We start from the raw sequence: 23,730 nt of genomic DNA on the forward strand, positions 1-23,730 counted from the left end.
TTGCGAGCAAGAAGCAGAGGGAGACGTGCTGTGGGTGCACCGGTGGTGCTGGGGATCGAGTCGTCGTGCGATGAGACGGGCGCGGGCATCGTGCGGGACGGGAAACTGCTCGCGCACGTGGTGGCGTCGAGCATGGACGAGCACGCGCGGTTCGGCGGGGTGGTGCCCGAGATCGCCGCCCGGGCGCACCTGCACTCCTTCAACCCGGTCGTGCGCCAGGCCCTGGACCAGGCCGGGATGCGGCTCACCCAGATCGACGCGGTCGCCGTCACCACCGGCCCCGGCCTGTCCGGCGCGCTCCAGGTGGGCCTGTCCGGCGCCAAGACCCTCGCCTACGCGGCCGGGGTTCCGCTGTACGGCGTCCACCACCTGGCCGGGCACGTCGCCGCCGACACCCTCGAGCACGGCCCGCTGCCCGAACCGTGCGTGGTGCTGATCGTCTCCGGCGGCCACACCTCCCTGCTGCTCGTACGGGACCTGGTCCGCGAGCCGATCCTGCACCTGGGCGACACCCTGGACGATGCGGCGGGGGAGTGCTTCGACAAGGTGGCCCGCATCCTGGGCCTGCCGTACCCGGGCGGACCCGCCATCGACCGGGCGGCACGGGAGGGCGACCGGCGGGCCGTGGCCTTCCCGCGCCCGCTGACCCGGCCCGGCGACGACCCGTACGCGTTCTCCTTCTCCGGCCTCAAGACGGCGGCGGCCCGCTGGGTCGAGGGCCACCGGCTGCGCGGGGAGGAGGTCCCGGTCGCCGACGGGGCCGCCGCCCTTCAGGAGGCCGTGGCCGACGTGCTGACCCGCAAGGCGCTCGCCGCCTGCCGCGCGTACGACGTCAGGACGCTGATCGTCGTCGGGGGAGTGGCCGCCAACTCCCGGGTCCGCGCCCTGGCGGAGAAGCGCTGCGCCTCGGCCGGGATCGAACTGCGCGTCCCGCCCATGACCCTGTGCACCGACAACGGCGCGATGATCGCCGCCGTCGGCGACCTCCTCGTCCGCTCCGGCGCCGAACCGGCGCCCCTAGACGTGTCGATCGACCCGTCGGCACCGCTCGAGTACGCGGCTCTGACCCCGCTCGCCCGCCCGGCCGTTCGAACAGCGTGATGCCCGCCCGCGTCCGGCGCGTCTCCGGCGCCGACCTGCACGGGTACACGGACGCACTGCGCGCCGTGTACGCCGACGCCTTCGGCGGGCCGCCCTGGGCGGAGGGACCGGAGCATGCCGACGCCTACGCGCGGCGGCTCGCCGACGACGTACGGCGGCCGGGCTTCACCGCCGCCCTGGCGCTGGACGGGGACACCGTCCTCGGCTGGGCGACGGCCTGGACGACCCCGCACCCCTTCCCCGCCGACCGCTGCTACCCGCGCATATCGGCGGCCCTGGGCGGGCGGCGCACCGGCGACTGGCTGTGCGGGGCCCGCGAAGGAACCGGATGCGCGGCCTTCCTCGGCCCCCGGCACCCGGCCCGCACGGCCGTCCCCCGTCCCATCCGAGACCTCTGAGACCTCTGAGACCCGAGCCCGAGACCCGATCAACGGAGCAGCACACCTTGCGTACCGCCGACATCCGCCGCAGATTCCTGGACTTCTTCGCCGAACGCGGTCACACCATCGTCCCCAGCGCACCGCTGCCGACGCCGGACCCGACCCTGCTGTTCGTCAACGCCGGCATGGTCCCCTTCAAGCCCTACCTGACCGGGGAGCAGGCGGCGCCCTGGCCGCGCGCCACCAGCGTGCAGAAGTGCATCCGCACCCTCGACATCGAGGAGGTCGGCAAGACCACCCGGCACGGCTCCTTCTTCCAGATGAACGGCAACTTCTCCCTCGGGGACTACTTCAAGGAGGAGGCCATCGGCTTCGCCTGGGAGCTGTCGACGAAGGCGCAGGCCGACGGCGGCTACGGGCTCGATCCCGACCGCATCTGGGTCACCGTCCACCACTCCGACACCGACGCCCGCGGCATCTGGCGCGAGGTCGCCGGACTGCCCGACGAGCGGATCGTCGCCCGCGGCGACGAGGACAACTTCTGGTCCATGGGCGTCCCCGGCCCGTGCGGGCCCTGCTCCGAGCTGTACTACGACCGCGGCCCGGCGCTCGGTCGCGAGGGCGGCCCGGCGGTCGACGAGGACCGCTACATGGAGTTCTGGAACCTGGTCTTCATGCAGTACGAGCGCGGCGAGGGCGCGGGCAAGTCCGGCTACCCGATCCTCGGCGAATTGCCCCGCCGCAACATCGACACCGGCATGGGCCTGGAGCGGATGGCCACCCTCCTCCAGGGCAAGGACAACCTGTACGAGATCGACGAGACCCGCCCGGTCCTCGACCGCGCCGCCGAGCTCGCCGGGGTCCGCTACGGCTCCGACGCGCAGGCCGACGTCCGCCTGCGGGTGGTCGCCGACCACGTCCGCACCGCCCTGATGCTGCTCGCCGACGGTACCGCCCCCGGCAACGAGGGCCGCGGCTACGTGCTGCGCCGCATCCTGCGCCGCTCGGTCCGCTCCATGCGCCAGCTCGGCTTCCACGACCCGGCCCTGCCCGAGCTGATGACCGTGGCCCGCGACTGCATGGCCCCCAGCTACCCCGAGGTCACCGAGGCCTTCGCCCGGATCGCGGACCAGGCGTACGGCGAGGAGGACGCCTTCCGCGCCACCCTCAAGCAGGGCACCACCGTGCTCGACACCGCCGTCGCCAGGGTCAAGGCGGACGGCGGCCGCTCGCTGCCCGGCAAGCAGGCCTTCCTGCTGCACGACACCTACGGGTTCCCGATCGACCTCACCCTGGAGATGGCCTCCGAACAGGGCGTCGAGGTCGACCGGGAGGGCTTCACCGCGCTGATGAACGAGCAGCGCGAACGGGCCCGCGCCGACGCCCGCGCCCGCAAGTCCGGCGGGGCCACCGACACCGGCGCGCTGCGCACCGTCCTGGACGCCCACGGCCCGACCGAATGGCGCGCCTGGGAGACCCTGACCACCGAGTCGAAGGTGCTCGCCGTCCTCGGCGCGAACGGCCCGGTGCCGGCCGCCCGCGAGGGCGAGATCGTCTCGGTCGTCCTGGACCGCTCCCCGTTCTACGCCGAATCCGGAGGCCAGGACAGCGACGCCGGCCGTATCTCCGGCAGTTCGGCCGAGGCCGAGGTCCTCGACGTCCAGCGCCCGCTGCCCGGCCTGGTCGTGCACCAGGTGCGCATCACCGCCGGAGAGCTCGCCGCCGGTGACCCGGTGGTCGCGGCCGTCGACCCCGAGTGGCGCCTCGGGGCACGCCAGGCCCACTCCGGCACCCACGTCCTGCACGCCGCGCTCCGCGAGATCCTCGGCCCCACCGCCCTGCAGTCCGGCTCGTACAACCGGCCCGGCTACCTGCGCCTGGACTTCCCCTGGCGCGGAGCCCTCTCGCAGACGGTCCGCAGCGAGGTCGAGGAGGCCGCCAACCGCGCCCTGCGCCGCGACCTTCCGGTCGGCGTGCGCTGGATGACCCTGCCGGAGGCCAAGGAGCTCGGCGCGCTCGCCCTGTTCGACGAGACGTACGGGGAGCAGGTCCGGGTCGTCGAGATCGGCGGGGCCTGGTCCCGGGAGCTCTGCGGCGGCACCCACGTCGACCACGCCTCCCAGGTCGGCACGGTCGCCCTGACCGCGGAGTCCTCGGTCGGCGCCGGCATGCGCCGCCTGGAGGCCGCGGTCGGCGTCGAGGGCTTCGGCTACCTCGCCCGGGAGCGTGACCTGGTCTCCCGCATCGCCGAGCAGCTGAACGCGCCCCGCGCCGAGCTCCCCGAGAAGATCGCCGGCCTCCTGGACCGGCTCAAGGCCGCGGACCGGGAGAACGCCCGCCTCAAGGCAGGGGCCACCGCGGCCCAGGCCGCCGAACTGGCCGGCCGGGCCGTGGACGCGGGCGGCACGCTCGTCGTCACCACGACCGTCGACGGCACCACGGACGAGGCCCGCGCCCTGGCCCTCGCCGTCCGCGACCGCCTCCCGCAGGGACGGCCCGGCGCGGCCGCCGTCGCCACGGCGTCCGGCGGACTGGTCCTGGCCCTCACGACCCCGGCCCGTGAAGCCGGACTGAACGCCGCCGCGCTGGTCAAGCAGCTTCTGGGCGGCCGGGGCGGGGGCTCGCCGGAGATCGCCCAGGGCGGCGGCATCCCCGCCGAGCGCCTGAACGACGTCCTGGCGGAACTTCCCCGCCTCGTCGGCGGTCGCTGATCCGCCGACGGCTGAGCCGAGGGGAGCGCGCGCCGACCGGCCACGTGCTCCCCACGGCACCGGCACCGCGCAGCACGGGGCGGGCGCGCTTCTTGGCGAGATTTCCCCCATGCATGGCGACTTGGCCTCTCACCGTGTGCGGAGCATCAGGCCACGCTTGTCAGCCATGAGCGCTGCCGACAGACACCTTGACGACGCCATAACGGACTTCTCCCACCGGCTCGTGGACGTGGACGGGGTCGTGAAGACCGTATACGTCGCGGGTTCCGGGCCGGCCGTCGTGCTGATGCCCGAGATGCCCGGCATCAGCCCCGACGTCCTTCGGCTGGCACGGTGGGTGCGGGATACGGGTTTCACCGTATACGTCCCCTCCCTCTTCGGAGTTGACGGTGCCTACCCCACGGCCGAGGCCGGCGAGAAGATCGTCCGTCGCGCGTGCGTCAGTGCCGAGTTCCACGCGTTCGCCGGGCGCGGCACCAGCCCCGTCACCGCGTGGCTGCGCGGCCTGGCGCGCCAGGCTCACGCCGAATGCGGCGGTCCGGGCGTCGGCGTGATCGGCCTGTGCTTCACCGGCAACTTCGCCCTCACCATGGCGATGGAACCGGCCGTCATCGCACCGGTGGTCAACCACCCGTCACTTCCGTTCGACGACCCCGCCGGGCTGGAGATCAGCGACGAGGACGCGCGCGCGGTCCGCGACCGCATCGCACGCGATGGACTGAAGGTCCTCGCCTACCGCTTCGACGACGACCGCTGGTGCACGGGCCGGCGCTTCGCCGCCTACCGGGCACTCCTCGGCGACGCCTTCGACGGCCGCGTCCTTCCCGGAAGCTCCGCCAACACCGAGCCGCCCCCGTTCTTCCGCGACGTGGTCGGAACCCCTCACAGCGTCGTCACCGCCCACCTCGTCGACGAGGACGGACATCCCACGCTGCAGGCCAGGGACGAGATCCTCGCCTTTCTGACGGAGCGTTTGAGCCCGCCCGGCGGTTCCGAGACGACAGCGGGTTGAGCGGCGCGACCTTCCCCGGCGCGCGTCCTGTCGCGCTGCGGTATTGAGAGGCGCAGTAGGAGAGGTGTGCGGCAGACTGCCCGGATGTTCGAGATGCACCCTGTCCTAGAGGTCTTCCCCGCCGAGGATTTCACCCTGTGGCCGGTCGCCGAGTTCGATGGCTACGGCTTCCTGCCGCTCAGCGGAGCACTCGCTCCGGCCGAGGTCGGAGCGGCGGTGATGCGCATCGCCGCCTGCAACGACACCGACCCGGAGGGGGACGGCCACCCGCCGAGGCCCGGTGACCCCGTCGGCGCCCTCCTGCACGGGCTCCTCACCGTGGACAGGGTGTTCGCCGCCGGCGGCCTGCGGGTCACCGACACCGCGACCGGTCTCACCGTGCTGCCCGGCTGCTGCTGCGGACTGGAGGACTGGCGCGACTGGCTGCAGGTCGTCGACGGCGGCAGCCCGCCCGACCTCGGCCATGACCCCAGCCCCCTTGCCGAGCGCCGCGGCGACCTGGTCCGGCTGACCGCCGACATCGAAGAGGCCGACAGCCCGGTCATTGAGCTGCCCGTCACCGAATGGCGTCGCATGCTCGTCGACGTGGAACGCGACCTCGCCGACTTCCTTCAGCTGGCTGCCGGATGGGCCGAGCGGCATCTGCCGGGTCATGCCGGCGCGGTTGCTGCCGCTCTTGCCCGAGCACTGGACATGCCGGCACTGGCCGTATCGCAACCGGTCGTGTCGCCGGAACGGTAGGGGCCTCTTCAGCGGCCAAGCGCTGCGGCGCCCAGCAGCGTTGCGTCTCCTGGGGCTAGCGCGGAGCCATTTGATCGATCATCGATCATTACTCGTCGGTAGGTGTTGACTGCATCAACTTGCCGCTCCTAGCGTGGTCTGACGGAAACGAGGTTCCGTCACACGGAATCCGCGGTTCTCGCGGGGTACCCCTGCCGGGCCCCGGCGGCCGGCCCAACCCGCATGCCCGGCCGCGCGTCACCACCGCCGGGGGCGCCGCGGCAGAACGCGGCACCCCCGTCCCCCACCCCGGGATCGTGAAAGAGGATCACCCGTGTCCCAGCTTGACCAACTGCCCGACAAGGACCCGTCGGAGGTCGCCGAGTGGTGCGAGTCCCTGGACTCCGCCGCCCGGTTCGGGGGAGCAGACCGGGCGGCGTACCTGCTGCGCCGTACGCTCGAACACGCCGAGCGGTCCGGGCTGGGCCTCCCTCCGCTCCTGGAGACCCCTTACCTCAACACCATTCCGACCTCCGCCGAGCCCGACTACCCGGGCGACGAGGAGCTGGAGGCCCGGATCACCGCCTGGAACCGCTGGAACGCGGCCGCCATGGTCACCCGTGGCAACCAGCGCGCGGGCCTGGGCGGCCACATGGCGACGTTCGCCTCGGCGGCCTGGCTCTACGAGACGGGATTCCAGCACTTCTTCCGCGGCAAAGGAAGCCTGGGGGCACCCCCAGCGGTAGCTGGGGGAGGCTCCGGCGACCAGCTCTACATCCAGGGCCACGCCTCCCCGGGCATCTACGCACGTGCCTTCCTGGAAGGCCGCCTGACGGAGGGGCAGCTGGACCGCTTCCGGCAGGAGGCCGGGGGCGACGGGCTGCCCTCCTACCCGCACCCGCGCCGGCTGCCCTGGCTGTGGGAGTTCCCGACCGTCTCCATGGGCCTGGGCCCGCTCTCCGCGATCTACCAGGCGCGGTTCAACCGCTATCTGCAGCACCGCGGCATCAAGGACACCTCGCAGTCGCGCGTCTGGGCCTTCCTCGGCGACGGCGAGATGGACGAGCCGGAGTCGACCGCCGCCCTCGCCCTCGCGGGCCGGGAGCGGCTGGACAACCTGACCTTCGTCATCAACTGCAACCTCCAGCGCCTGGACGGCCCGGTCCGCCCCAACTTCAAGATCGTGCAAGAGCTGGAGGCCCAGTTCCGCGCCGCCGGGTGGAACGTCGTCAAGGCGCTGTGGGGCACGGCCTGGGACGGGCTGTTCGCGCAGGACGCCGAGGGTGCGCTGGTGCGCCGGCTGCACGAGGTGCCGGACGCGCAGTTCCAGACGTACGCCACCGCGGACCCGTCCTATCTCCGCGAGCACTTCTTCGGCGCCGAGGGCCCCGGCTCCCCGCTGCACACCATCGGCGCGGGCCTCGGCGACGCCCGGCTCCTGGAGCTCTTCCGGACCTCCCGCGCCGGCCACGAGCCGCGCAAGGTCCACGCCGCCTACCGCGCCGCCGTCGAGCACGAGGGCGCGCCGACCGTCGTCCTCGTGCAGACCGTCAAGGGCTACACGCTCGGCCCGGGCTTCGAGTCGCGCAACGCCAACCACCAGATGAAGAAGCTCACGGGCAAGGAGTTCCGGGCGATGCGGGACCTGCTCGGCCTCCCGATCCCCGACAGCGCACTGGCCGGCGAGATGGTCCCGTACGCCCACCCCGGCGAGAACTCCCCGGAGGTGCGCTACCTGCGCGAGCGCCGCGCGGCGCTCGGCGGCCCGGCCCCGGCCCGCAAGGTCGTCGCCAGGCCTCTGCCGGAGCCGTCCGCCAAGCCCTTCGAGGCCCTGCACAAGGGCTCGGGCCGCCAGGAGATCGCCACGACCATGGCGTTCGTCCGGCTGGTCAAGGAGCTGATGCGGGACGAGGAGACCGGCCGGCGCTGGGTGCCGATCGTCCCCGACGAGGCCCGCACCTTCGGCATGGAGTCGCTCTTCCCCTCGGCCGGCCTGTATTCCCCGGCCGGCCAGACCTACGACCCCGTCGACCGCGACCAGCTCCTGTACTACAAGGAGGCCAAGGACGGTCAGATCTTCAACGAGGGCATCACCGAGGCGGGCTCGCTGGCCGACTTCACGGCGGCCGCCACGTCGTACGCCACGCACGGCGAGCCGATGATCCCGTTCTACATCTTCTACTCCATGTTCGGCTGGCAGCGGACGGCCGACCAGTTCTGGGCGCTGGCCGACCAGCTCGGCCGGGGCTTCGTCATCGGCGCCACCGCGGGCCGCACCACCATGACGGGCGAGGGCCTCCAGCACGCCGACGGTCACTCGCACCTGATCGCCTCCACCAACCCGGCGGCTGTTTCCTACGACCCGGCGTTCGCGTACGAGATCGCGGTCATCGTCCGGGAGGGCCTGCGGCGGATGTACGGCCCCGACGCCGAGGACGTCTTCTACTACCTCACGGTCTACAACGAGACCAAGGTCCAGCCGCCCATGCCCGAGGGCGCGGAGGAGGGCATCCTCAAGGGCCTCTACCGCTTCAAGGAGGCCGCCGATGCCCCGGACGGCGCCCCGCGCCTCCAGCTGCTGTCCTCCGGCACGGCCGTCCACTGGGCCCTGGACGCCCAGCGGCTGCTGGCCGGTGACTGGGGCGTGGCCGCCGACGTGTGGTCCGCGCCCTCCTGGACCGAGCTGCGCCGCGACGCCCTGTCCTGTGACGCGGCGCAGCTCAAGGGCGAGGACCGGGTCCCGTACGTGACCCGGGCGCTGCACGGTGCGCCGGGTCCGGTCGTCGCCGTCAGCGACTGGATGCGGGCGGTCCCCGATCAGATCGCTCCCTGGGTCGAGCAGGACTGGACGTCCATCGGCACGGACGGCTTCGGCCTCTCCGACACGCGGGAGGCGGTGCGGCGCCACTTCGGCGTCGACGCCGAGTCGGTGACGGTGGCGGCGCTCGCGGCGCTGGCCCGGAGGGGCGATATCAAGCCGGAGACGGTACGGGAGGCCGCACGGCGGTACGGCCTGGAGGACTGATCCTCACCCCACGCGAGACGCGGTGAAGGCCCGGCGGAAGCCGGGCCTTCACGTGCGATCAGCGGGAATTGTTCCCGCCGTGCGACCGGAGGTAAGTGCCGTGCGCAGGAAGGGAGATCTGCTTCTCGAGCTCCGCGGAAAACCGGCTCCGGGATCTGTTTAACCCGGTGGGGGAATTATGGCCTCCGTCACTGTGGACCTCGTCCCGAACTGGTGAGGTGATCCTTACCCGCCCGGGTACGACATCGCTTCTCACCAGGTGAGTTGAGGGGGCACGGCTCAATACGCATAGCGGAACTCCTGTGGAGCCGACTGCCGTAGCCCCGCCGCCGGAAAGACCACCGCGGTCTCTTGCGCACACCCCCCATCGATGTCGAACGGTCGCCCGAAGAGCGGGTTTTGTCCACCACACACCGGAGCAGCAGTGTTGAAGAAACGAACCATCGCCGTGGTCGGCGGCGGTGCCGCCTGCACGGCATTCCTCGCCGCGTACGCCCGGCGGCTTTCGGGCGACGTGGCCGGCGCGGCGGCGGATGTCATCGTCTTCGAACCAGGGAAAAGTTTCGGCCCCGGCATCGCCTATGCCGAGGATGCCGACACCGCCTTGCTCAACCGGCCCTATTCCGCCATGTCCGTGGACTACGGAGACCCCGGACAGTTCCGCCGCTGGCTCTACCGGCAGACCTCCGCCGGCGAGGGCGGCGAGGGCGGCGAGCCGCAGGCGCGGCGGACGCCGCGTTCGCACTTCGTCTCCCGCTCGCTGTTCGGCCAGTATCTGGAGAACGTCTTCTGCCAGTCCCGGGAGGACCTGCGGCTGCTCGGGGCGCAGGTGACGCTCGTGCCGTCCGCTGTCGTCGACCTGGCCGTGGAGGCCGGTGGGGCCGGGGGGAGTGACGGGCACGTCCTGACCACCGCCGACGGGGAGCGTTTCGTCGCCGACGAGGTGGTCATTGCGATCGGCGCCATCGCCCCGTCCGATGTCTACGGGCTCGCCGGGACCGCCGGATTCGTCGCCCAGCCGTACCCTCTCGTCGGCTCGCTGAACGAGGTCGACCCGAGTGCGGAGGTGCTCGTACTGGGGGCAGGGCTGACGGCGATCGACGTGGCCGTCGTCCTGGCGGAGGCCGGGCAGGAGCGCCGGATCACCCTCGCCTCGCGGTCCGGCAGGATCCCGGACGTACGCACCGACCTCGGTACCGGCGAACTGCCGGAACTGCTTGCCGGGGCGCGCCGGCTGCTCGCTCGTGGCGATGTCAGCATGCGCAGCATCCATGGACTCGTCGACTCCACCTTGCGGTTGAGCGGAACGAGCATGCGCGAGGCACTGCTCCCGTACACCGATTCCTGGTCCGCGCCCGAGCTGATGCGCCACCGGCTGGAGAACCCGCTGCCCGGCGGCCTCGCGCAACGCTGCGTCGGCGCTCTCACCCCGTTCTACTCGGAGCTGTGGCGGGCCCTTCCGGAGGCGAGCCGGCGCCTGTTCCTGCGGGACCACTACCGGACGTACAACTGCCTGCGCAATCCGATGCCGGTGACCAACGCACACCGGCTGCTCGGTCTCCACGAGGAGGGCCGGCTCGGCTTCGCCAGGGGCATCACCCACGTCACGGCGGCTGCGGGCGGCGGCTTCACCGCGACCTACGCCGACGGGCGCACCGGGCACTACGACGCGGTCGTCAACGCGGTGGGGCGTACGAACAACACGGCCGCCGCGTCCGCTTCCTCGCTGACGTCCCGGATGGTGCGCAACGGCACCTTCGTCTCCCATCCCCTGGGCGGCATCCGGGTCGATCCCGAGACCAACCAGGTGCGGGGTTCCGCGGGAGCGGCGTTCCCCCGCCTCTATGTGCTCGGCGACCTGGCGTCGGGGGAGCACTTCCACGTGAGTTCCATGGAGCTGGTCGCGCGGCAGGCCGGCAAGGTGGCGGCGCAGCTCGTGCCGGCCTCGGACCGCCTCCTGGTGGGGGCCGTCGCGTGAAGCAGGCCGGACTGCCGCGGGGGCTGGCCGTCTGCCTGATGTCACTGGTGTTCGTGCCTCAGCTGGCGCTCGCCGCCTACGTTCCCGCGCTGCCCGCCATCGGCAGGTCGTTCGGGGTCGGGCCGGGCAGCACCAGCAGCTCGCTCGTCGGCTACATGGCCGCGTACGCCGTGTGCATGATCCTCACCGGCAACCTGGCGGACCGCTACGGCTCCAGGCGCATCCAGCTGACCGGGCTCGTCGTGTTCACCGGTGCATCGCTGCTCTGCCTGCTGGCCCCCGGGTACGGGGTCTTCGTGGCCGGCCGGGTGCTGCAGGCGCTCGGTGCCGGTACGGGCACGGTGATCTCCCGGCTGTGGGTGCAGCGGGCGCTGCCCAAGGAGCAGCGACTGCCCATGCTCACCGCGCTGTCCACCGTGATCGCGGTGACCCCGGCCGCGTCGCCGCCGCTGGCGGGCCTGGTCGTGGAACACACCTCCTGGCGTGCGCTGTTCGCCTTCATGGCCGTGCTCGGCGCGGTCACGGTCGGTGCGGTCGCCAAGCTCCTGCCGGCGGACGGCGGCGCCGCAGCCGAGGCCGCGGGCACCTCGGCCGGTTCCGTGCGGCCGCCGGGGGGCCTCGCCGGGCTGGCCAGGGCGTACCGGACGGTCCTCGCCAACCGTGACTTCACGGTGTTCGCCGGTGCCATCAGCCTCGCCTGGTGCACCTACTTCACCTTCACCACCTACTCCAGCGATCTCCTCCAGTTGCAGTTGGGCGCCTCGCCCACCGTCTACGGAGCGCTGTACACGCTGGTGATCACGGGCTACGTGGCCGGCAGCACCACGGCGAAGCGGCTGGGCAGGACGCGCTCGCTGGAGTTCATCGCGCGTACCGCCGCCGCGGTGGCGGCGGGCACCGTCCTGCTGATGCCGGTCACGGTGCACCTGTGGCCGGACAGCACGCTGAGCATCGTCCTGCCGATGGCCGTGTGCATGCTCGGCGTGGGCGCGCTCTTCCCCACCTGTCAGGCCGGGATGATGCGGTACGAGGGCGAGTACGCCGGAGCCGCTTCGGGGCTGTTCTTCTTCCTGCAGATGGCGTCGGGGGCGTGCTACACCGCCCTGACCGGCATCCCGGGATCCCCCGACGCCCCGATGCTCGCTCTGGCGATCGCCCTGCCTGCCCTGGCGCTGTTCCTGCTCTGCGTGTTCGCCCTGCGGAGCCGGACGCGGGCCGGGCAGGAGGCTCCGGCCGTCCGGACCGCAGGCGCTGTGAAATCTGGCAGATCATGACCAGGTGAAGGATTGAGGATGGATCGGGTGGCTTGTTCGAGCTTGCCCGAACCGTGACCGAGTCTCCGGAAGCCGACCGGTCGCCGCCTCATGCGAGGTGGTGGCCGGTCTTCTTCGGGTGGAGGGTCTGGCATGCCGTGACCACGGCCTCCCCGAATATGGCGAATTTTCGCCTTGTGTCCGACTGCTGGGGGCGCCTATCGGCACGCCCTAAGGTTAGGCTAACCTTCGCGGCGTGAATGTCGGTAAAGAGACCTCCGCGGCCGGACGCCCCCGCGGTCATGAACTGTCGGCCACGGGTGTCACTGTGGCCTACGAGGGCGCCGACGTCGTGCACGACGCGTCCTTGACGCTGCGCCCCGGCGAGGTGACCGTCCTGGTCGGCCCGAACGGCAGCGGGAAGTCGACGCTGCTGCGCACCATCGCGCGGCTGCAGCGACCCCGCACCGCCACGCTCGTCATCGACGCCGACACCGACGGCCTCGCGCTGTCCCCGCGCGAGTTCTCGCGCCGCGTGGCCCTGCTGACCCAAGGGCGCCCCGCCCCCAGCGGGCTGACCGTACGGGACGTCGTCGAATTCGGCCGCTACCCGTACCGGGGCCGCTGGGGCAGGACGGACCCGGACGGCCGGGACGCCGTGGACCGCGCGCTCGCCATGACGGGCGTCGCGGAACTCGCCGAGCGCGGCGCCGAACACCTCTCCGGAGGACAGCTCCAGCGCGTCTGGCTGGCAGGCTGCCTCGCCCAGGAGACCGGCGTGCTGCTCCTCGACGAGCCCACCACCTACCTCGACCTGCGCTACCAGATCGAACTCCTCGACCTCATGCGCGACCTGGCCGACGACCACGGGATAGCCGTCGGCGCCGTCCTGCACGACCTCGACCAGGCCGCGGCCGTCGCCGACCGGATCGTGCTGCTCCGCGCAGGGCGGGTCATCGCCGACGGCGAACCCGAAGACGTCCTGACCCCCGAGCGCCTGACCGACACCTACGGCATCCGCATCGAGGTCGACACCGACCCCCTCACAGGCCGCCTCCGCACCCGCGCGATCGGCCGGCACCACACCAGAAGCGAAAGGCTCAGCACCACCTCATGAGACGCCTCCTCATCACCGCAGCGGCCGCCACCGTCGCAGCCCTCACCCTCACCGCCTGCGGAACGACCGAGCCCGCCGCCGACGACGAGAAGAAGAACACCGCCGAGCGCATCACCCTCACCGACGCCACCGGCGCGAAGGTGGAGCTCGAGGGCCCGGCCAAGAAGGTCGTCGGAACCGAGTGGAACGTCGTCGAGAACCTGGTCTCGCTGGGCGTCGACCCCGCCGGCATCGCCGACGTCAAGGGTTACAAGACCTGGAACACCGCCGTTCCGCTCAAGAACGACCCCAAGGACATCGGCACGCGTGGCGAGCCCAGCACGGACACCATCGCCGCCCTGAAGCCGGACCTCATCGTCGCCACCAACGACCTGCCGGCCGCTGCCCTGAAGCAGCTGCGCAAGGTCGCCCCGGTCCTGGAGCTGCGGGCCGCCGCCGCGTCCGACCCGATCGGGCAGATGACCAAGAACCTGGACCTCATAGCCCAGGCCACCGGCACCACCAAGAAGGCCGACGAGCTCAAGAAGCAGTTCCGGACGAAGCTCGACGAGGGGAAGAAGGCCCTCGCCGACGCCGGTCGCGCCGGGGCGGAGTACGCCTTCGCCGACGGTTACGTCGTCTCCAACCAGGTCACGATCCGGCCGTACACCAGCGGCTCGCTCATCGGGGCGGTCAACGAGAAGCTCGGCCTGAAGAACGCCTGGTCGGTCAAGGGCGACGAGAGCTACGGCCTCGGCTCCACCGACGTCGAGGGCCTCACCAAGCTCGGCGAGGACGTGCAGTTCGCCTACATCGGCAGCGACGGCGACAAGAACAGCACGCCGTTCACCGGCGCCCTGGCCAAGGACTCCGCCTGGACCTCCCTGCCGTTCGTGGAGAAGGGCAACGTCCACCGGCTGCCCGACGGCATCTGGATGTTCGGCGGCCCCGAGTCGATGAACAAGTACGTCGACGCCGTCGTCGAGGCGCTGAAGAAGAAGTAGCACCATGGCCGTCACCGCATCCTCTTCCGCCACCCGTCCGTCGGCGGCCGCCTCCCGGACGGGCGCGGCCGCGGTGACGGCCGCTCTGGTCCTCCTCGTCGCGGCCCTCGCGCTCGTCGACATCACCCAAGGCACCGCCGCCGTCGGCGCGCCCGAAGTCTGGAAGGCGCTCACCGGCCGGGCCGACCCCGCCGATGCCTCCGTCGTCGTCTCCTCCCGGCTGCCCAGAATGACCGCCGGACTGCTCGTCGGGGCCGTGCTCGGCATGGCGGGCGCCGCCCTGCAGGCGGTCAGCCGCAACGTCCTCGCCTCGCCCGACACCCTCGCCGTCAACGCCGGCTCCTACCTGGCCCTCGGCCTGGCAGCGGCCACCGGCGTCTCGCTCCCGCTGTTCGCCTCGTCCGCCGTCGCCTTCGCCGGCGGCCTCGTCGCAGCGGCCGTCGTGCTCAGCCTGTCCGGCCTGGGCGCGGGCAGCGTCCGGCTCGTCCTCGCCGGCAGCTCCCTCACCCTGGGGCTCACCGCCGTCACCGAGGGACTGCTCCTGCTGTTCCCCCACCAGACGGAGGGCCTCTTCCAGTGGAACCAGGGCAGCATCTCCCAGAACGGGTTCGACGGCGTCCTGCAGATGGCACCGGTCGCCCTCGCCGGTCTCGTCGGGCTGCTCCTCGTCGCCCGCCGGGTCGACGCCCTGGCCCTCGGTGACGACGCCGCCCGCGGCGTCGGCGTCCCCGTCCGCGCCACCCGGATCACCGTGGTCGTGCTCGCGGCGCTGCTCTCCACGGCGGCCGTCACGCTCGCCGGACCCATCGGCTTCGTCGGCCTGTGCGCCCCCGCCCTCATCCGTCCCCTCGCCCGCAGGGCCCGCGCGTTCACCCGGGCGCGCGCGAGCCTTCCGGTCACCGGCCTGGCCGGTGCCGTGCTCGTCCTCGGCTCGGACGTGCTCCTGCGCACCATCGTGCCGGCGGACGTCGCGGTCGCCGTGCCGACGGGCGTCGCCACCAACCTCGTCGGCGCCGTGTTCCTCATCGTGATGGCCACCCGGGTCCGGGACACCGCGGGAGCCACCGCCTCCGAACGGCTGCGCCTCAGGAGCAGGGCCGTCTTCCTCACCACCACGGCCGCCCTGGTGGTCGTACTCGTCGGCGTGACCGTCGCCGCCGTGCTGCTGGGCGACAGCAAGCTGTTGCTCGGCGACGTGGTGAACTGGGCCCAGGGCAATGCAGGCCGCACCGTCGGCTTCATCCTCGACACCCGCGTGCCCCGGGTCCTCGCGGCGCTCCTCGCAGGCGCGGCCCTCGCCCTGTCCGGGACGCTCGTCCAGGCCGTCACCCGCAACCCGCTCGCGGAGCCCGGCACCCTGGGCGTCTCCAACGCGGCCGCGCTCGGCGCCGTCCTCCTCGTGACGACGGTGCCGTCGGCCGGCTCGTGGAGCCTCGCCGGCGCCGCCTTCGCGGGCTCCGCGATCGGTGCCGTCGTCGTCTTCGGGCTCGCCGCGCGAGGCGGGTTCCGGCAGAACCGGCTCGTCCTCGTCGGCTTCGGCATGGCCACCGGGACCTCCGCACTGATCAGCATGCTCATCGTCCTCACCGACCCGTTCAACGCGACGAAGGCGCTCACCTGGCTCTCGGGCTCCACCTACGGGCGGACCCTGCCGGACGTCGCGCCGCTCGCGGCCGTGCTCACCGTGGGCGTGATCGTCGCGGTGCTGCGCCGCACCGAACTCGACCTCGTCTCGCTCGACGAGGACACCCCCAGGCTCCTGGGACTCGATCCGGCACGGGGCCGCCTGGGCTTCCTCGCGCTGAGCGTCCTGCTCAGCGCCACCGCCGTGGCCGCCGCGGGCACGATCGGCTTCGTCGGCCTCGTGGCACCGCACGCGGCCCGGGCCCTGGTGGGCCGCCGGCACGCCCGGGTCGTACCGGTCGCGGTACTCCTGGGCGCTCTGCTCGTCTGCACCGCAGACATGCTGGGCCGCACCGTCATCGCACCGGCCCAACTGGGCGCCGGCCTGATGACCGCGGTGATCGGCACGCCGTACTTCCTCCACCTGCTCATGCGGGGCCGCCGCTAGGACACGTACGCCACGACCAACCGAATGGCGCCGGGGAACCCGAAGAGGGTTCCCCGGCGCCTGCTTGTCCGGAAGAACGCAGGGCGCCCGGCCTAGACCGGGAGGGCGCGGACCCAGGTGTGGTCTTCGGTGAGGTAGCCGTCGACCACGAGCCCTGCCTGCGCCAAGGCGTGCTCGAACTCCTCGTCGGTCAGGGGACAGGACAGGAACGTCTGGGTCCACCGTGCGTCCGGGAAGACGCACTCGACGTGGACGGACCGTACGCCCGGGCGCACAGGCTCGGAGGACACCACCCGGATCAACCCGCCTTCGATCTCCCGCTCCTGCGGCAGGTTCTCGTGCCGGTCCGCGGCCTCCCGCTGGATCAGCACGCAGCCGTCGTCCGCGACATGCCGCCGACAGGCCCGCAGCAGTCCGTCACGTACCCCGGGGCCGGCCAGGTGGACGAGGAACGAGGCCAGCAGCACGACGTCGAAGCGCTCGCCGAGATCCAGGGTCTCGATCGGACTGCAGACGGTGCGAGCACCGTGGATGTGCTCCAGCATCTCGGGTGATTCGTCGACGGCGGTCACCGTGAAACCTCTGCGGAGCAGAGGACGCGTGATGCGGCCCGGCCCGCAGCCAAGCTCCAGGACGCCGGCCCCGGCCGGGGCGGCACGTTCGACGACGCCGGGCTCGTCGCCCACCGGAAGCCGCAGGTACAGCTCGACGGGGCACCCGTCCGGAGTGATGGACCCCGGGCCGCTCCCCGTATATCCCTCGCGCGCTGTGTGAGTCATGAACCCATCGGAACACGAGGGAAAAGGCGGCGGAAGACCACGTCGACATCGACGATCCCGAACTCGACCGGGCTTCACGCTCCCCGGCTGTCGGATCCCCCTAGCCCGATGCCTTCTTGAGGTGGCTGCGCAGCTGGACGGCGTGGAACACCTCGAACACGCCCATGACCAAGAGGAAGATCCCCGTCACGAGAGTGAGCGCGGCGATCGACCCGAAGGGCAGGTCGATCATCAGGACGCCGGCGGCGACGTTGAGGAGGCCGACGAACACTTGCCAGCCCCGGGCCGGCAGGTCCTTCGTCGACAGCGCCACCCCCGCCAGCACCACGCCGCGCAGCAACCAGCCGAAACCGATCCACAGGGCGAGCAGCAGGATCGACTGCGCGGGGCCCCGGAAGGACACCAGCCCGAGCAGTACGCACAGGCCGCCGCTGACGAAGCCCAGGGCGCGCAGTGCGCCGGGAATGTGGGCGGCGAAGGCTCCGACGAGCTGCAGAATGCCGATCGCCAGCAGATACAGGCCGAAGAGGACGCCGACGACCATGAGCGAGGCTTCGGGCCACGCGAGCACGATGGCTCCCAGAGCCATCGCGGCGATGCCCGCGCCCAGCAGCACTTGCCAGCCGGCGTACGCCAAGAGACTGAGGCCACCGTGGAGGCCATGGGGTTCGTGGAGCCCGTGGAATTCGCGAGATGAGGAAGTCATGGCATCGCATCCCTCTTGATCTTCCTCCGTCCAGGTTCGCACACGGTCCCCGTGGCGACAACGCGAGGAGACGGCGGCCCGGCCCGCAGGCGTACGGCGTACGAGCGGCGCGGGTCACGGTCCTGGAAGGCGACCGGGGCCCGGCCCACCGGTCAGAGACCTTCGCAAGCCGGCCAGGCCGGCCGGCCGTCCTCAGCGGGCCAGCCCGGCGGCGACCTCGGCGTTCGGGAGCCGGGCCAGGAGCGCACCGGGGAGGATCAGCTTGCTCCGGCGCACGCCGCTGCCGACGAGGACGTACGGAGCGGAGGCGACGGCTTCGTCGACGAGCAGGGGCCAGTCCTCCGGCAGCCCGACGGGGGTGATCCCGCCGTACTCCATGCCGGTCTCCGCAACGGCCGTGTCCATCGGGGCGAAGGACGCTTTGCGGGCGCCGAGGCGCTTGCGTACCGCCGAGTTGACGTCGACGCGGGTGTTCGCGAGGGCGACGCACGCCGCGTGGGTCACCGCCTGGCCGCGTTTGGCGGCGACGACGACACAGTTCGCCGAGAGCTCCAGCGGGACGTCGTACGCCGCACTGAAGGCCGCCGTGTCGGCCACCTCCGGGTCGGTGTCGACGACCAGCACGGACTCGACGAGCCCGGCGTCGCCGCACTTCTCGAGTGCTGTGGCCACGGGCTTCGCGAGGAGGTCGGGTCGGCTGACGGCCTGCCAGCACTCGTCGAAGCGGCCGAAGGGAGCGGTCGGCGAAGAACGGATCACGAGGTCATGGTAGGCCGTGAGCCGGACTACTCCTGATCGCGCTGCGCCATCAGCGTGCTCAGGAGGCCCGGGAAGGCCTCGTCGAATTCGTCGCTGCGCAGTGCGTTCATGCGGGAAGTGCCGACGTAGTACTGGCGGATGAGGCCGGCCTCGCGCAGCACGTGGAAATGGTGGGTGGCAGTGGACTTGCTGACCGGCAGGTCGATCGCGCCGCAGGTGAGGTCCTGGTGGGCCGCGTGCAACTCGCGGACGATGCGGCGCCGTACGGGGTCGGCGAGGGCTTCGAGCACCTGCTGAAGGCTGATCGTCCGGATGTCGGGGTGGGGTGGGACGCGCTCCTGCTTGCTTCCCTGCCCGCTTCGACGCGCAACTGCCATTGTGTGCCGACCTCCTGTCCGCGTCCTGCTGTTCGTGTCCTGGTGTCCTGGTGTCCTGCAGGTCGTGTCTTACGACATGCGTCAAAGTATGACACCCATCAAAGTTTGACAGGCGTCGTACTTTCGGTTTGAGTGAGGCATGACGGCGCGTATCCGCGTCGCCGTCATCGATCCGAGGGGGATGCGTGATGGCCAGAACAGTGCGGTTCCACGAGCACGGCGGGCCCGAGGTGCTGCGGCTGGAGGACGTGGAGGTCGGTGACCCCGGTCCCGGCGAGCTGCTGATCCGCGTCGACGCGATCGGCCTCAACCGCGCCGAGGTGCTCTTCCGCAGCGGCCACTACATCGAGTCGGCCAAGGAGTTCCCCGCCCGGCTCGGGGCCGAGGCCGCCGGAGTGGTCGAGGCCGTAGGGGCGGGAGTGACGGGGTTCGCGGTCGGCCAGCCGGTCAGCGTGGTCCCTGCGTTCTCGATGAACGACTACGCCGTCTACGCCGACCGCGCGATCGTCCCCGCGGCCGCGGTCGTGCACCGCCCCGACGGGCTCGGTGCGGTCGAGGGCGCCGCGGTGTGGATGCCGTACCTGACGGCCTACGGGGCACTGGTCGAGGTCGGCGGAATGCGTCCCGGGGACACGGTCGTGCTGACTGCCGCGTCCAGCAGCGTGGGCCTGGCCGCGATCCAGATCGCCCGGCGCGTCGGCGCGGTGCCCGTCGCCACCACGCGCACCACCGCCAAGAGGGACGCCCTCCTCGAGGCGGGCGCGGCCGAGGTGATCGTCACCGAGGAGGAGAGCGTCGTCGAGCGAGTGCTGGACCTGACCCGGGGGCGGGGTGCCGAGTTCGTCTTCGACGCCGTCGCCGGCCGCGGTGTCGTGGACCTGGCCAAGACCGTCGCCCCCGGCGGCACGCTCTTCCTGTACGGCGCGTTGAGCGGCGAGCCGACGCCCTACCCCGGGTTCGAACTCGGCATGCCCGCGCTCAACATGCGCACCTTCACCCTCTTCGAGACGACCGCCGATCCGCAGCGGCTGCGCCGGGCCGAGGCCTTCGTCGCCTCCGGCCTGCAGACGGGTGCCTTCCGGCCCGTCGTGGACCGCACCTTCGGCCTGGACGACATCGTCGAGGCGCATCGCTACATGGAAGCGGGAGCCCAGGTGGGGAAGATCGTCGTCACTGTCGACCGCTGACGGCCTCGCCGGCCCTCCTCACCGCATGCCCGGGCCCGGGCGGTGTCGTCAGCCGGTCACCTCGTTGCTTGCTGCCGTTCCCGGAGGACTGCGATCGTGTGCAGGCACCAGTCGCGGTTGCCTTCCTCGAAGGCCAGGCCGCGCCGGCAGGTCAGATAGGGGCCGATGCGGTCACCGTGGCGCAGGAAGTCCTCCTCCGTCCGGTCGCCGCGCATGTCGCACAGCAGTTTCGTGAACAGATCGACCTTGGCCCGGGCGAAGGCGGCGCGTTCGGTGAGCTGTGCGATCAGGGGCCCGGCGTCGACGTGGTCGGCGGCCTGGACCTTGACGAGCAGGTCGTCGCGGATGAGGGAGGGCTTGGCGCCGGCGGCGGCGAACCGGGTCAGTTCCGCCCGGCCGGCTTCGGTGACGTGGAACAGGCGCTTGTTGGGGCGGCTCTCCTGGACCACTTCCCTGCCGGTGATGAGCCCGTCCTTCTCCAGACGGCTCAGCTCGGCGTAGAGCTGCTGTGGCTGGGCGTGCCAGAAGTTCGCCACGCCGAGGTCGAAGGACTTGGCCAGCTGGTAGCCGCTGAGCTCGCCGTCGAGCAGGGCGGCCAGCACGGCGTGCCGTAGTGCCATCGAGTGGCCTCCTCCATGCGCTTCTGCCGTTCGCCGCCGGATGCCGTCCATTGTATTCATGAAGATGACTACTCTTATTCATGACTATGGCGGGTCGGTTCGGGTTGCCGTCACCAGCTACGTGCCGCCTTCAGAAGGTGGTCGCGGAGCAGGGCCACATGAGGGTTGCCGGAGGAGCCGGGGCGCTGTACGAGGAACCCGGTGTTGATGGGCGGGTCGTCCGGCTGGTGGAGCAGAACCAGGGCGCCCGAGGCCAGCTCCGCGACGCCTATTGGATTCCCATGAGTGGCGAGCCTACGGTCGAGGCATCGCCGCCCCCACGATCCGGACTCGGAGCGTCGGGGAGTGCGGCCGGAACCACCCGGTGCCCGGCACCGGGCCCGCAGCTTGGGAGAGCACACCACCATGTCGAAAATCCTCTTCGTGATGACCGGCGCCGACCACTGGACGCTGGCCGACGGCACCAAGCACCCCACCGGCTTCTGGGCCGAGGAGGCCGTCGTCCCGTACGCGGCGTTCAAGGCGGCCGGCCACGAGATCGTCGTCGCCACCCCCGGCGGCGTCGTGCCCACCGTGGACCGGGCCAGCCTCGCGCCGGAGGCCAACGGCGGCCCGGAGGCCGCCGACGCGATCGCCGGCAAGCTCGCCGCGATGAGCGAGCTGCGGCAGCCCGTCCGGCTGGAGGACGTGAACATCGGCGACTATGCCGCCGTCTTCTACCCCGGCGGCCACGGCCCCATGGAGGACCTGTCCGTCGACGCTGCTTCCGGCAGGCTGCTCACCCTGGCCCTGGAGGCGAACAAGCCCATCGGCGTCCTCTGCCACGCCCCGGCCGCGCTCCTGGCAGCCACTCGTGCCGACGGCTCCAACGTCTTCGCCGGCTACCGGGCGACCGGGTTCACCAATGCCGAGGAGGCCCAGGCCGGCTTCGCCGAGAGGGCCGAGTGGCTGCTGCAGGACCGCCTCACCGCGGCCGGCGTGCAGGTCCAGGAGGGCGAGCCGTGGGCGCCGAACGTCGTGGTCGACCGGAACCTGGTCACCGGCCAGAACCCGGCGTCTTCCGCCCGGCTCGCAGCCGAACTCCTCAAGAAGCTGGTCTGACCCGGTGCCGTGACGCGCGTCGGCCAGGACCCTTCAGTACACAGGAGCTCGCCACCGGTGGCACTGCGCGTACAGCCGTACCGCACCCGGCTCGGCGCGTCGAGGGTGCCGAAGGCGTCGAGCCGGGTGGGGGAGGAGCGATCGCGGATCGCGAAAGGTGTCAGCAGGTGGCTACGGCTGGACCTCGGTCGGCTTCTCGGCGCGCAGGTCGCTGACGAAGCCGTCCTTGGCCACGCGCATCCAGTAGGCGTGCGCCCGGACCGAAGCGGGGATGTCGGAGCTGCGCTCCAGCTTGCGGTCCATCGAGGTGGTGCCGCTCTGGGCGTCCCGCTGGAAGGTGTAGGGGTGCCATATGCCGATCTCGCTGCTGTAGAAGGGCTTGCGCTCCATCAGCATGACCTGGTCGGGGCTGCCCTGTGCAGGGGTCCAGTTGACGCGGACGGTGGCGGCGTCGAGGCGGTTGACCGACGTCACCGCCGGCGCCTTCGGGATCACCGAGGCCGCGGCGGGCTTGATGTCGTTGCTGCGGATCGTGCGCGGCACGGACGGGTCGTAACCATCGGGGTTGTCCAGCTTCCCCGTGATGCGGAGCGCGGTGGGGGCCTGGCTCTGTCCGCCTGCGCACGCATCGACCTGGGCGACCTTGCGCCACTGGCCGGCGAACCTCACGAAGTCCTCCTTCTGGAGCGGCAGCTCGCGGACTGCGCCGCCGAAGACCCCGCTCACGGAGTAGACGTAGCGGGAGTCGTCGTCGCGGACCACCTGGTAGCTGCAGCGGTCCACGGCCGCGGCGCGCGCGGTGATCGCCGCCTGGAGCGACGGCGCCTTGCCGGCGGCTCCGGCGGCGGGGGCCGACGAAGCCGCTGTTGCGACGCCTGCACCCGAGGCGAGGGCCCCGAGGCTCAGCGCGCACGTGGCGACGGCTGCGGCGATACGAGAAGGCATTGCATCCTCCGGTGACGTCCAACGGCTCCTGGGAGCCGACGATTGGATGACGTGCTGGGCCGCCCGCGGACGCCCGAGTGACCTGGGCACGGATACGTCTCCGCGCGGGACCTCCGGACGCGGGTCGGCCTTGATCGGCATGACCGACCAGGACGGGACGCTACCGGCAACCGATGGTCAAAAAGAAGTCAAAGAACTGTAATGCTCGTAACATGGCCGGGTTCGGGGCCGGTTGAGCCGTCGGTGGCCGGGACCGCGGCGTTCGCGCGTCAGCCCCAGCGTAGCCACACCCAGACGAGCAGCATCCCGCAGACCGCGGTGAGGAGCTGGTTGGTCAGCTTGGGCTGCGGGCTCGGCTTTCCGAACAACTTCTCGTCCTCGAACGCCTTCCTCACTTCTTTGCCGCGTCCGGCGAGGCCGAGAGGAAACGCGAGCGTTGCCGTGGAATACATGGACAGCGCTGTTTCGAGGTCATGTTCCCTCAATTCGGCGGCTGCTCCCAGGAAAACCACTCCGAGGAGAGGGATGCAGGCCACTTTGACTTTGGAGTCCCGCGTGGGCGCGAGAGGCACGCAGACGGCCAGGAGCAGCACTGTCACGATAGAGGCGATGATCCACCACGTGCCTATCGGGATGTGCGGAGGGTGCAACGTAATCTCCTTGACCGCCATCGCGGCGGATTGATCGTTCGGGCCGGTTGAAGGCCTGTTTTGCCTGCTTTCCTCCGACTGTACTATCCCGGTGGTCACCGATGACTGGCGCACTGGCGGGCCTCGGTTGCGCCTGCGGGAATCGGCGGGGGACCGGCCGCCGTACGAGGCCGACCGTACGAAGTCGCCGTCGATCGGGTGCAGTCGGGGGAACGCGCCCGTGCCGTGCTCATGGAGTGCCACTCCGATATAGAG

Annotated in this window: 20 protein-coding genes and 1 pseudogene; 13 read left to right on the forward strand and 8 right to left on the reverse strand. The window is 71.5% G+C overall.

What is annotated here, in order from left to right:
- The first annotated feature begins 30 nt into the window (after window positions 1-30).
- The 11 genes from tsaD to AS857_RS01090 all read left to right on the forward strand — a co-directional run bounded on the left by tsaD (window position 31) and on the right by AS857_RS01090 (window position 16,351).
- On the forward strand, window positions 31-1,101 hold the full coding sequence (gene tsaD / locus AS857_RS01040; protein WP_173864714.1) for a tRNA (adenosine(37)-N6)-threonylcarbamoyltransferase complex transferase subunit TsaD: 1,071 nt from the start codon (window positions 31-33) through the stop codon (window positions 1,099-1,101).
- A complete protein-coding gene (locus AS857_RS01045; RefSeq protein ID WP_058041165.1) occupies window positions 1,101-1,499 on the forward strand; it encodes a hypothetical protein in 399 nt (132 codons plus the stop codon). Before tsaD ends, AS857_RS01045 begins: the two co-directional genes overlap by 1 nt.
- 47 nt (window positions 1,500-1,546) lie before the next feature.
- On the forward strand, window positions 1,547-4,192 hold the full coding sequence (gene alaS, locus AS857_RS01050) for an alanine--tRNA ligase (protein ID WP_058041166.1): 2,646 nt from the start codon (window positions 1,547-1,549) through the stop codon (window positions 4,190-4,192).
- A 166-nt stretch (window positions 4,193-4,358) separates the two neighbouring features.
- Window positions 4,359-5,204 carry a dienelactone hydrolase family protein gene (locus AS857_RS01055; protein ID WP_058041167.1) on the forward strand — a complete coding sequence of 282 codons (846 nt, stop codon included), beginning with the start codon at window positions 4,359-4,361 and terminating at the stop codon, window positions 5,202-5,204.
- Between the two features lie 84 nt (window positions 5,205-5,288).
- A complete protein-coding gene (locus tag AS857_RS01060) occupies window positions 5,289-5,945 on the forward strand; it encodes a hypothetical protein (protein WP_058041168.1) in 657 nt (218 codons plus the stop codon).
- Between the two features lie 313 nt (window positions 5,946-6,258).
- Window positions 6,259-8,949: a pyruvate dehydrogenase (acetyl-transferring), homodimeric type gene (aceE, locus tag AS857_RS01065; RefSeq protein ID WP_058041169.1), complete on the forward strand. Its 2,691-nt coding sequence runs from the start codon at window positions 6,259-6,261 to the stop codon at window positions 8,947-8,949.
- A gap of 427 nt (window positions 8,950-9,376) precedes the next feature.
- Window positions 9,377-10,927, forward strand: a complete 1,551-nt coding sequence (locus AS857_RS01070) for an FAD/NAD(P)-binding protein (RefSeq protein ID WP_160330162.1) — start codon at window positions 9,377-9,379, stop codon at window positions 10,925-10,927.
- Window positions 10,924-12,201, forward strand: a complete 1,278-nt coding sequence (locus AS857_RS01075; RefSeq protein ID WP_058041171.1) for an MFS transporter — start codon at window positions 10,924-10,926, stop codon at window positions 12,199-12,201. Before AS857_RS01070 ends, AS857_RS01075 begins: the two co-directional genes overlap by 4 nt.
- Window positions 12,202-12,436: 235 nt before the next feature.
- Window positions 12,437-13,297, forward strand: a complete 861-nt coding sequence (locus AS857_RS01080; RefSeq protein WP_058041172.1) for an ABC transporter ATP-binding protein — start codon at window positions 12,437-12,439, stop codon at window positions 13,295-13,297.
- The gene (locus tag AS857_RS01085; protein ID WP_058041173.1) at window positions 13,294-14,280 is read left to right on the forward strand and encodes an ABC transporter substrate-binding protein; all 987 of its coding nucleotides are present in this window, start codon (window positions 13,294-13,296) and stop codon (window positions 14,278-14,280) included. Before AS857_RS01080 ends, AS857_RS01085 begins: the two co-directional genes overlap by 4 nt.
- A gap of 4 nt (window positions 14,281-14,284) precedes the next feature.
- Window positions 14,285-16,351, forward strand: coding sequence for an iron ABC transporter permease (locus tag AS857_RS01090; protein WP_058041174.1), 2,067 nt, complete (start codon window positions 14,285-14,287; stop codon window positions 16,349-16,351).
- A 92-nt stretch (window positions 16,352-16,443) separates the two neighbouring features.
- Here the strand turns inward: AS857_RS01090 and AS857_RS01095 are convergent, their stop codons facing one another.
- The 4 genes from AS857_RS01095 to AS857_RS01110 form a co-directional block, all read right to left on the reverse strand.
- Window positions 16,444-17,130 carry a class I SAM-dependent methyltransferase gene (locus AS857_RS01095; RefSeq protein ID WP_058041175.1) on the reverse strand — a complete coding sequence of 229 codons (687 nt, stop codon included), beginning with the start codon at window positions 17,128-17,130 and terminating at the stop codon, window positions 16,444-16,446.
- A gap of 100 nt (window positions 17,131-17,230) precedes the next feature.
- Window positions 17,231-17,836, reverse strand: coding sequence for an HdeD family acid-resistance protein (locus AS857_RS01100; RefSeq protein ID WP_058041176.1), 606 nt, complete (start codon window positions 17,834-17,836; stop codon window positions 17,231-17,233).
- Between the two features lie 192 nt (window positions 17,837-18,028).
- A complete protein-coding gene (locus tag AS857_RS01105; protein ID WP_058041323.1) occupies window positions 18,029-18,592 on the reverse strand; it encodes a YbaK/EbsC family protein in 564 nt (187 codons plus the stop codon).
- A 29-nt stretch (window positions 18,593-18,621) separates the two neighbouring features.
- On the reverse strand, window positions 18,622-18,972 hold the full coding sequence (locus AS857_RS01110) for an ArsR/SmtB family transcription factor (protein ID WP_058041177.1): 351 nt from the start codon (window positions 18,970-18,972) through the stop codon (window positions 18,622-18,624).
- Between the two features lie 188 nt (window positions 18,973-19,160).
- On the opposite strand from AS857_RS01110, the gene AS857_RS01115 reads away from it, so the two are divergent.
- Window positions 19,161-20,159, forward strand: a complete 999-nt coding sequence (locus AS857_RS01115; protein WP_058041178.1) for a zinc-dependent alcohol dehydrogenase family protein — start codon at window positions 19,161-19,163, stop codon at window positions 20,157-20,159.
- 56 nt (window positions 20,160-20,215) lie between these two features.
- Here AS857_RS01115 and AS857_RS01120 read toward each other — a convergent pair whose 3' ends face one another.
- Complete coding sequence (locus AS857_RS01120; RefSeq protein WP_058041179.1) at window positions 20,216-20,779, reverse strand: PadR family transcriptional regulator; 564 nt, start codon at window positions 20,777-20,779, stop codon at window positions 20,216-20,218.
- Between the two features lie 110 nt (window positions 20,780-20,889).
- Window positions 20,890-21,039, reverse strand: a pseudogene (locus AS857_RS40830) (LysR family transcriptional regulator); the annotation flags it as partial.
- A 145-nt stretch (window positions 21,040-21,184) separates the two neighbouring features.
- On the opposite strand from AS857_RS40830, the gene AS857_RS01125 reads away from it, so the two are divergent.
- On the forward strand, window positions 21,185-21,880 hold the full coding sequence (locus tag AS857_RS01125; protein WP_058041180.1) for a type 1 glutamine amidotransferase domain-containing protein: 696 nt from the start codon (window positions 21,185-21,187) through the stop codon (window positions 21,878-21,880).
- A 171-nt stretch (window positions 21,881-22,051) separates the two neighbouring features.
- Here the strand turns inward: AS857_RS01125 and AS857_RS01130 are convergent, their stop codons facing one another.
- A complete protein-coding gene (locus AS857_RS01130; protein ID WP_058041181.1) occupies window positions 22,052-22,825 on the reverse strand; it encodes a hypothetical protein in 774 nt (257 codons plus the stop codon).
- 269 nt (window positions 22,826-23,094) lie between these two features.
- Window positions 23,095-23,496 (reverse strand): hypothetical protein, encoded by a 402-nt coding sequence (locus AS857_RS01135; RefSeq protein ID WP_058041182.1) that lies wholly within the window; start codon window positions 23,494-23,496, stop codon window positions 23,095-23,097.
- Window positions 23,497-23,730: the final 234 nt, after the last annotated feature.

Source organism: Streptomyces roseifaciens, assembly GCF_001445655.1.
GTDB lineage: Bacteria > Actinomycetota > Actinomycetes > Streptomycetales > Streptomycetaceae > Streptomyces > Streptomyces aureoversilis.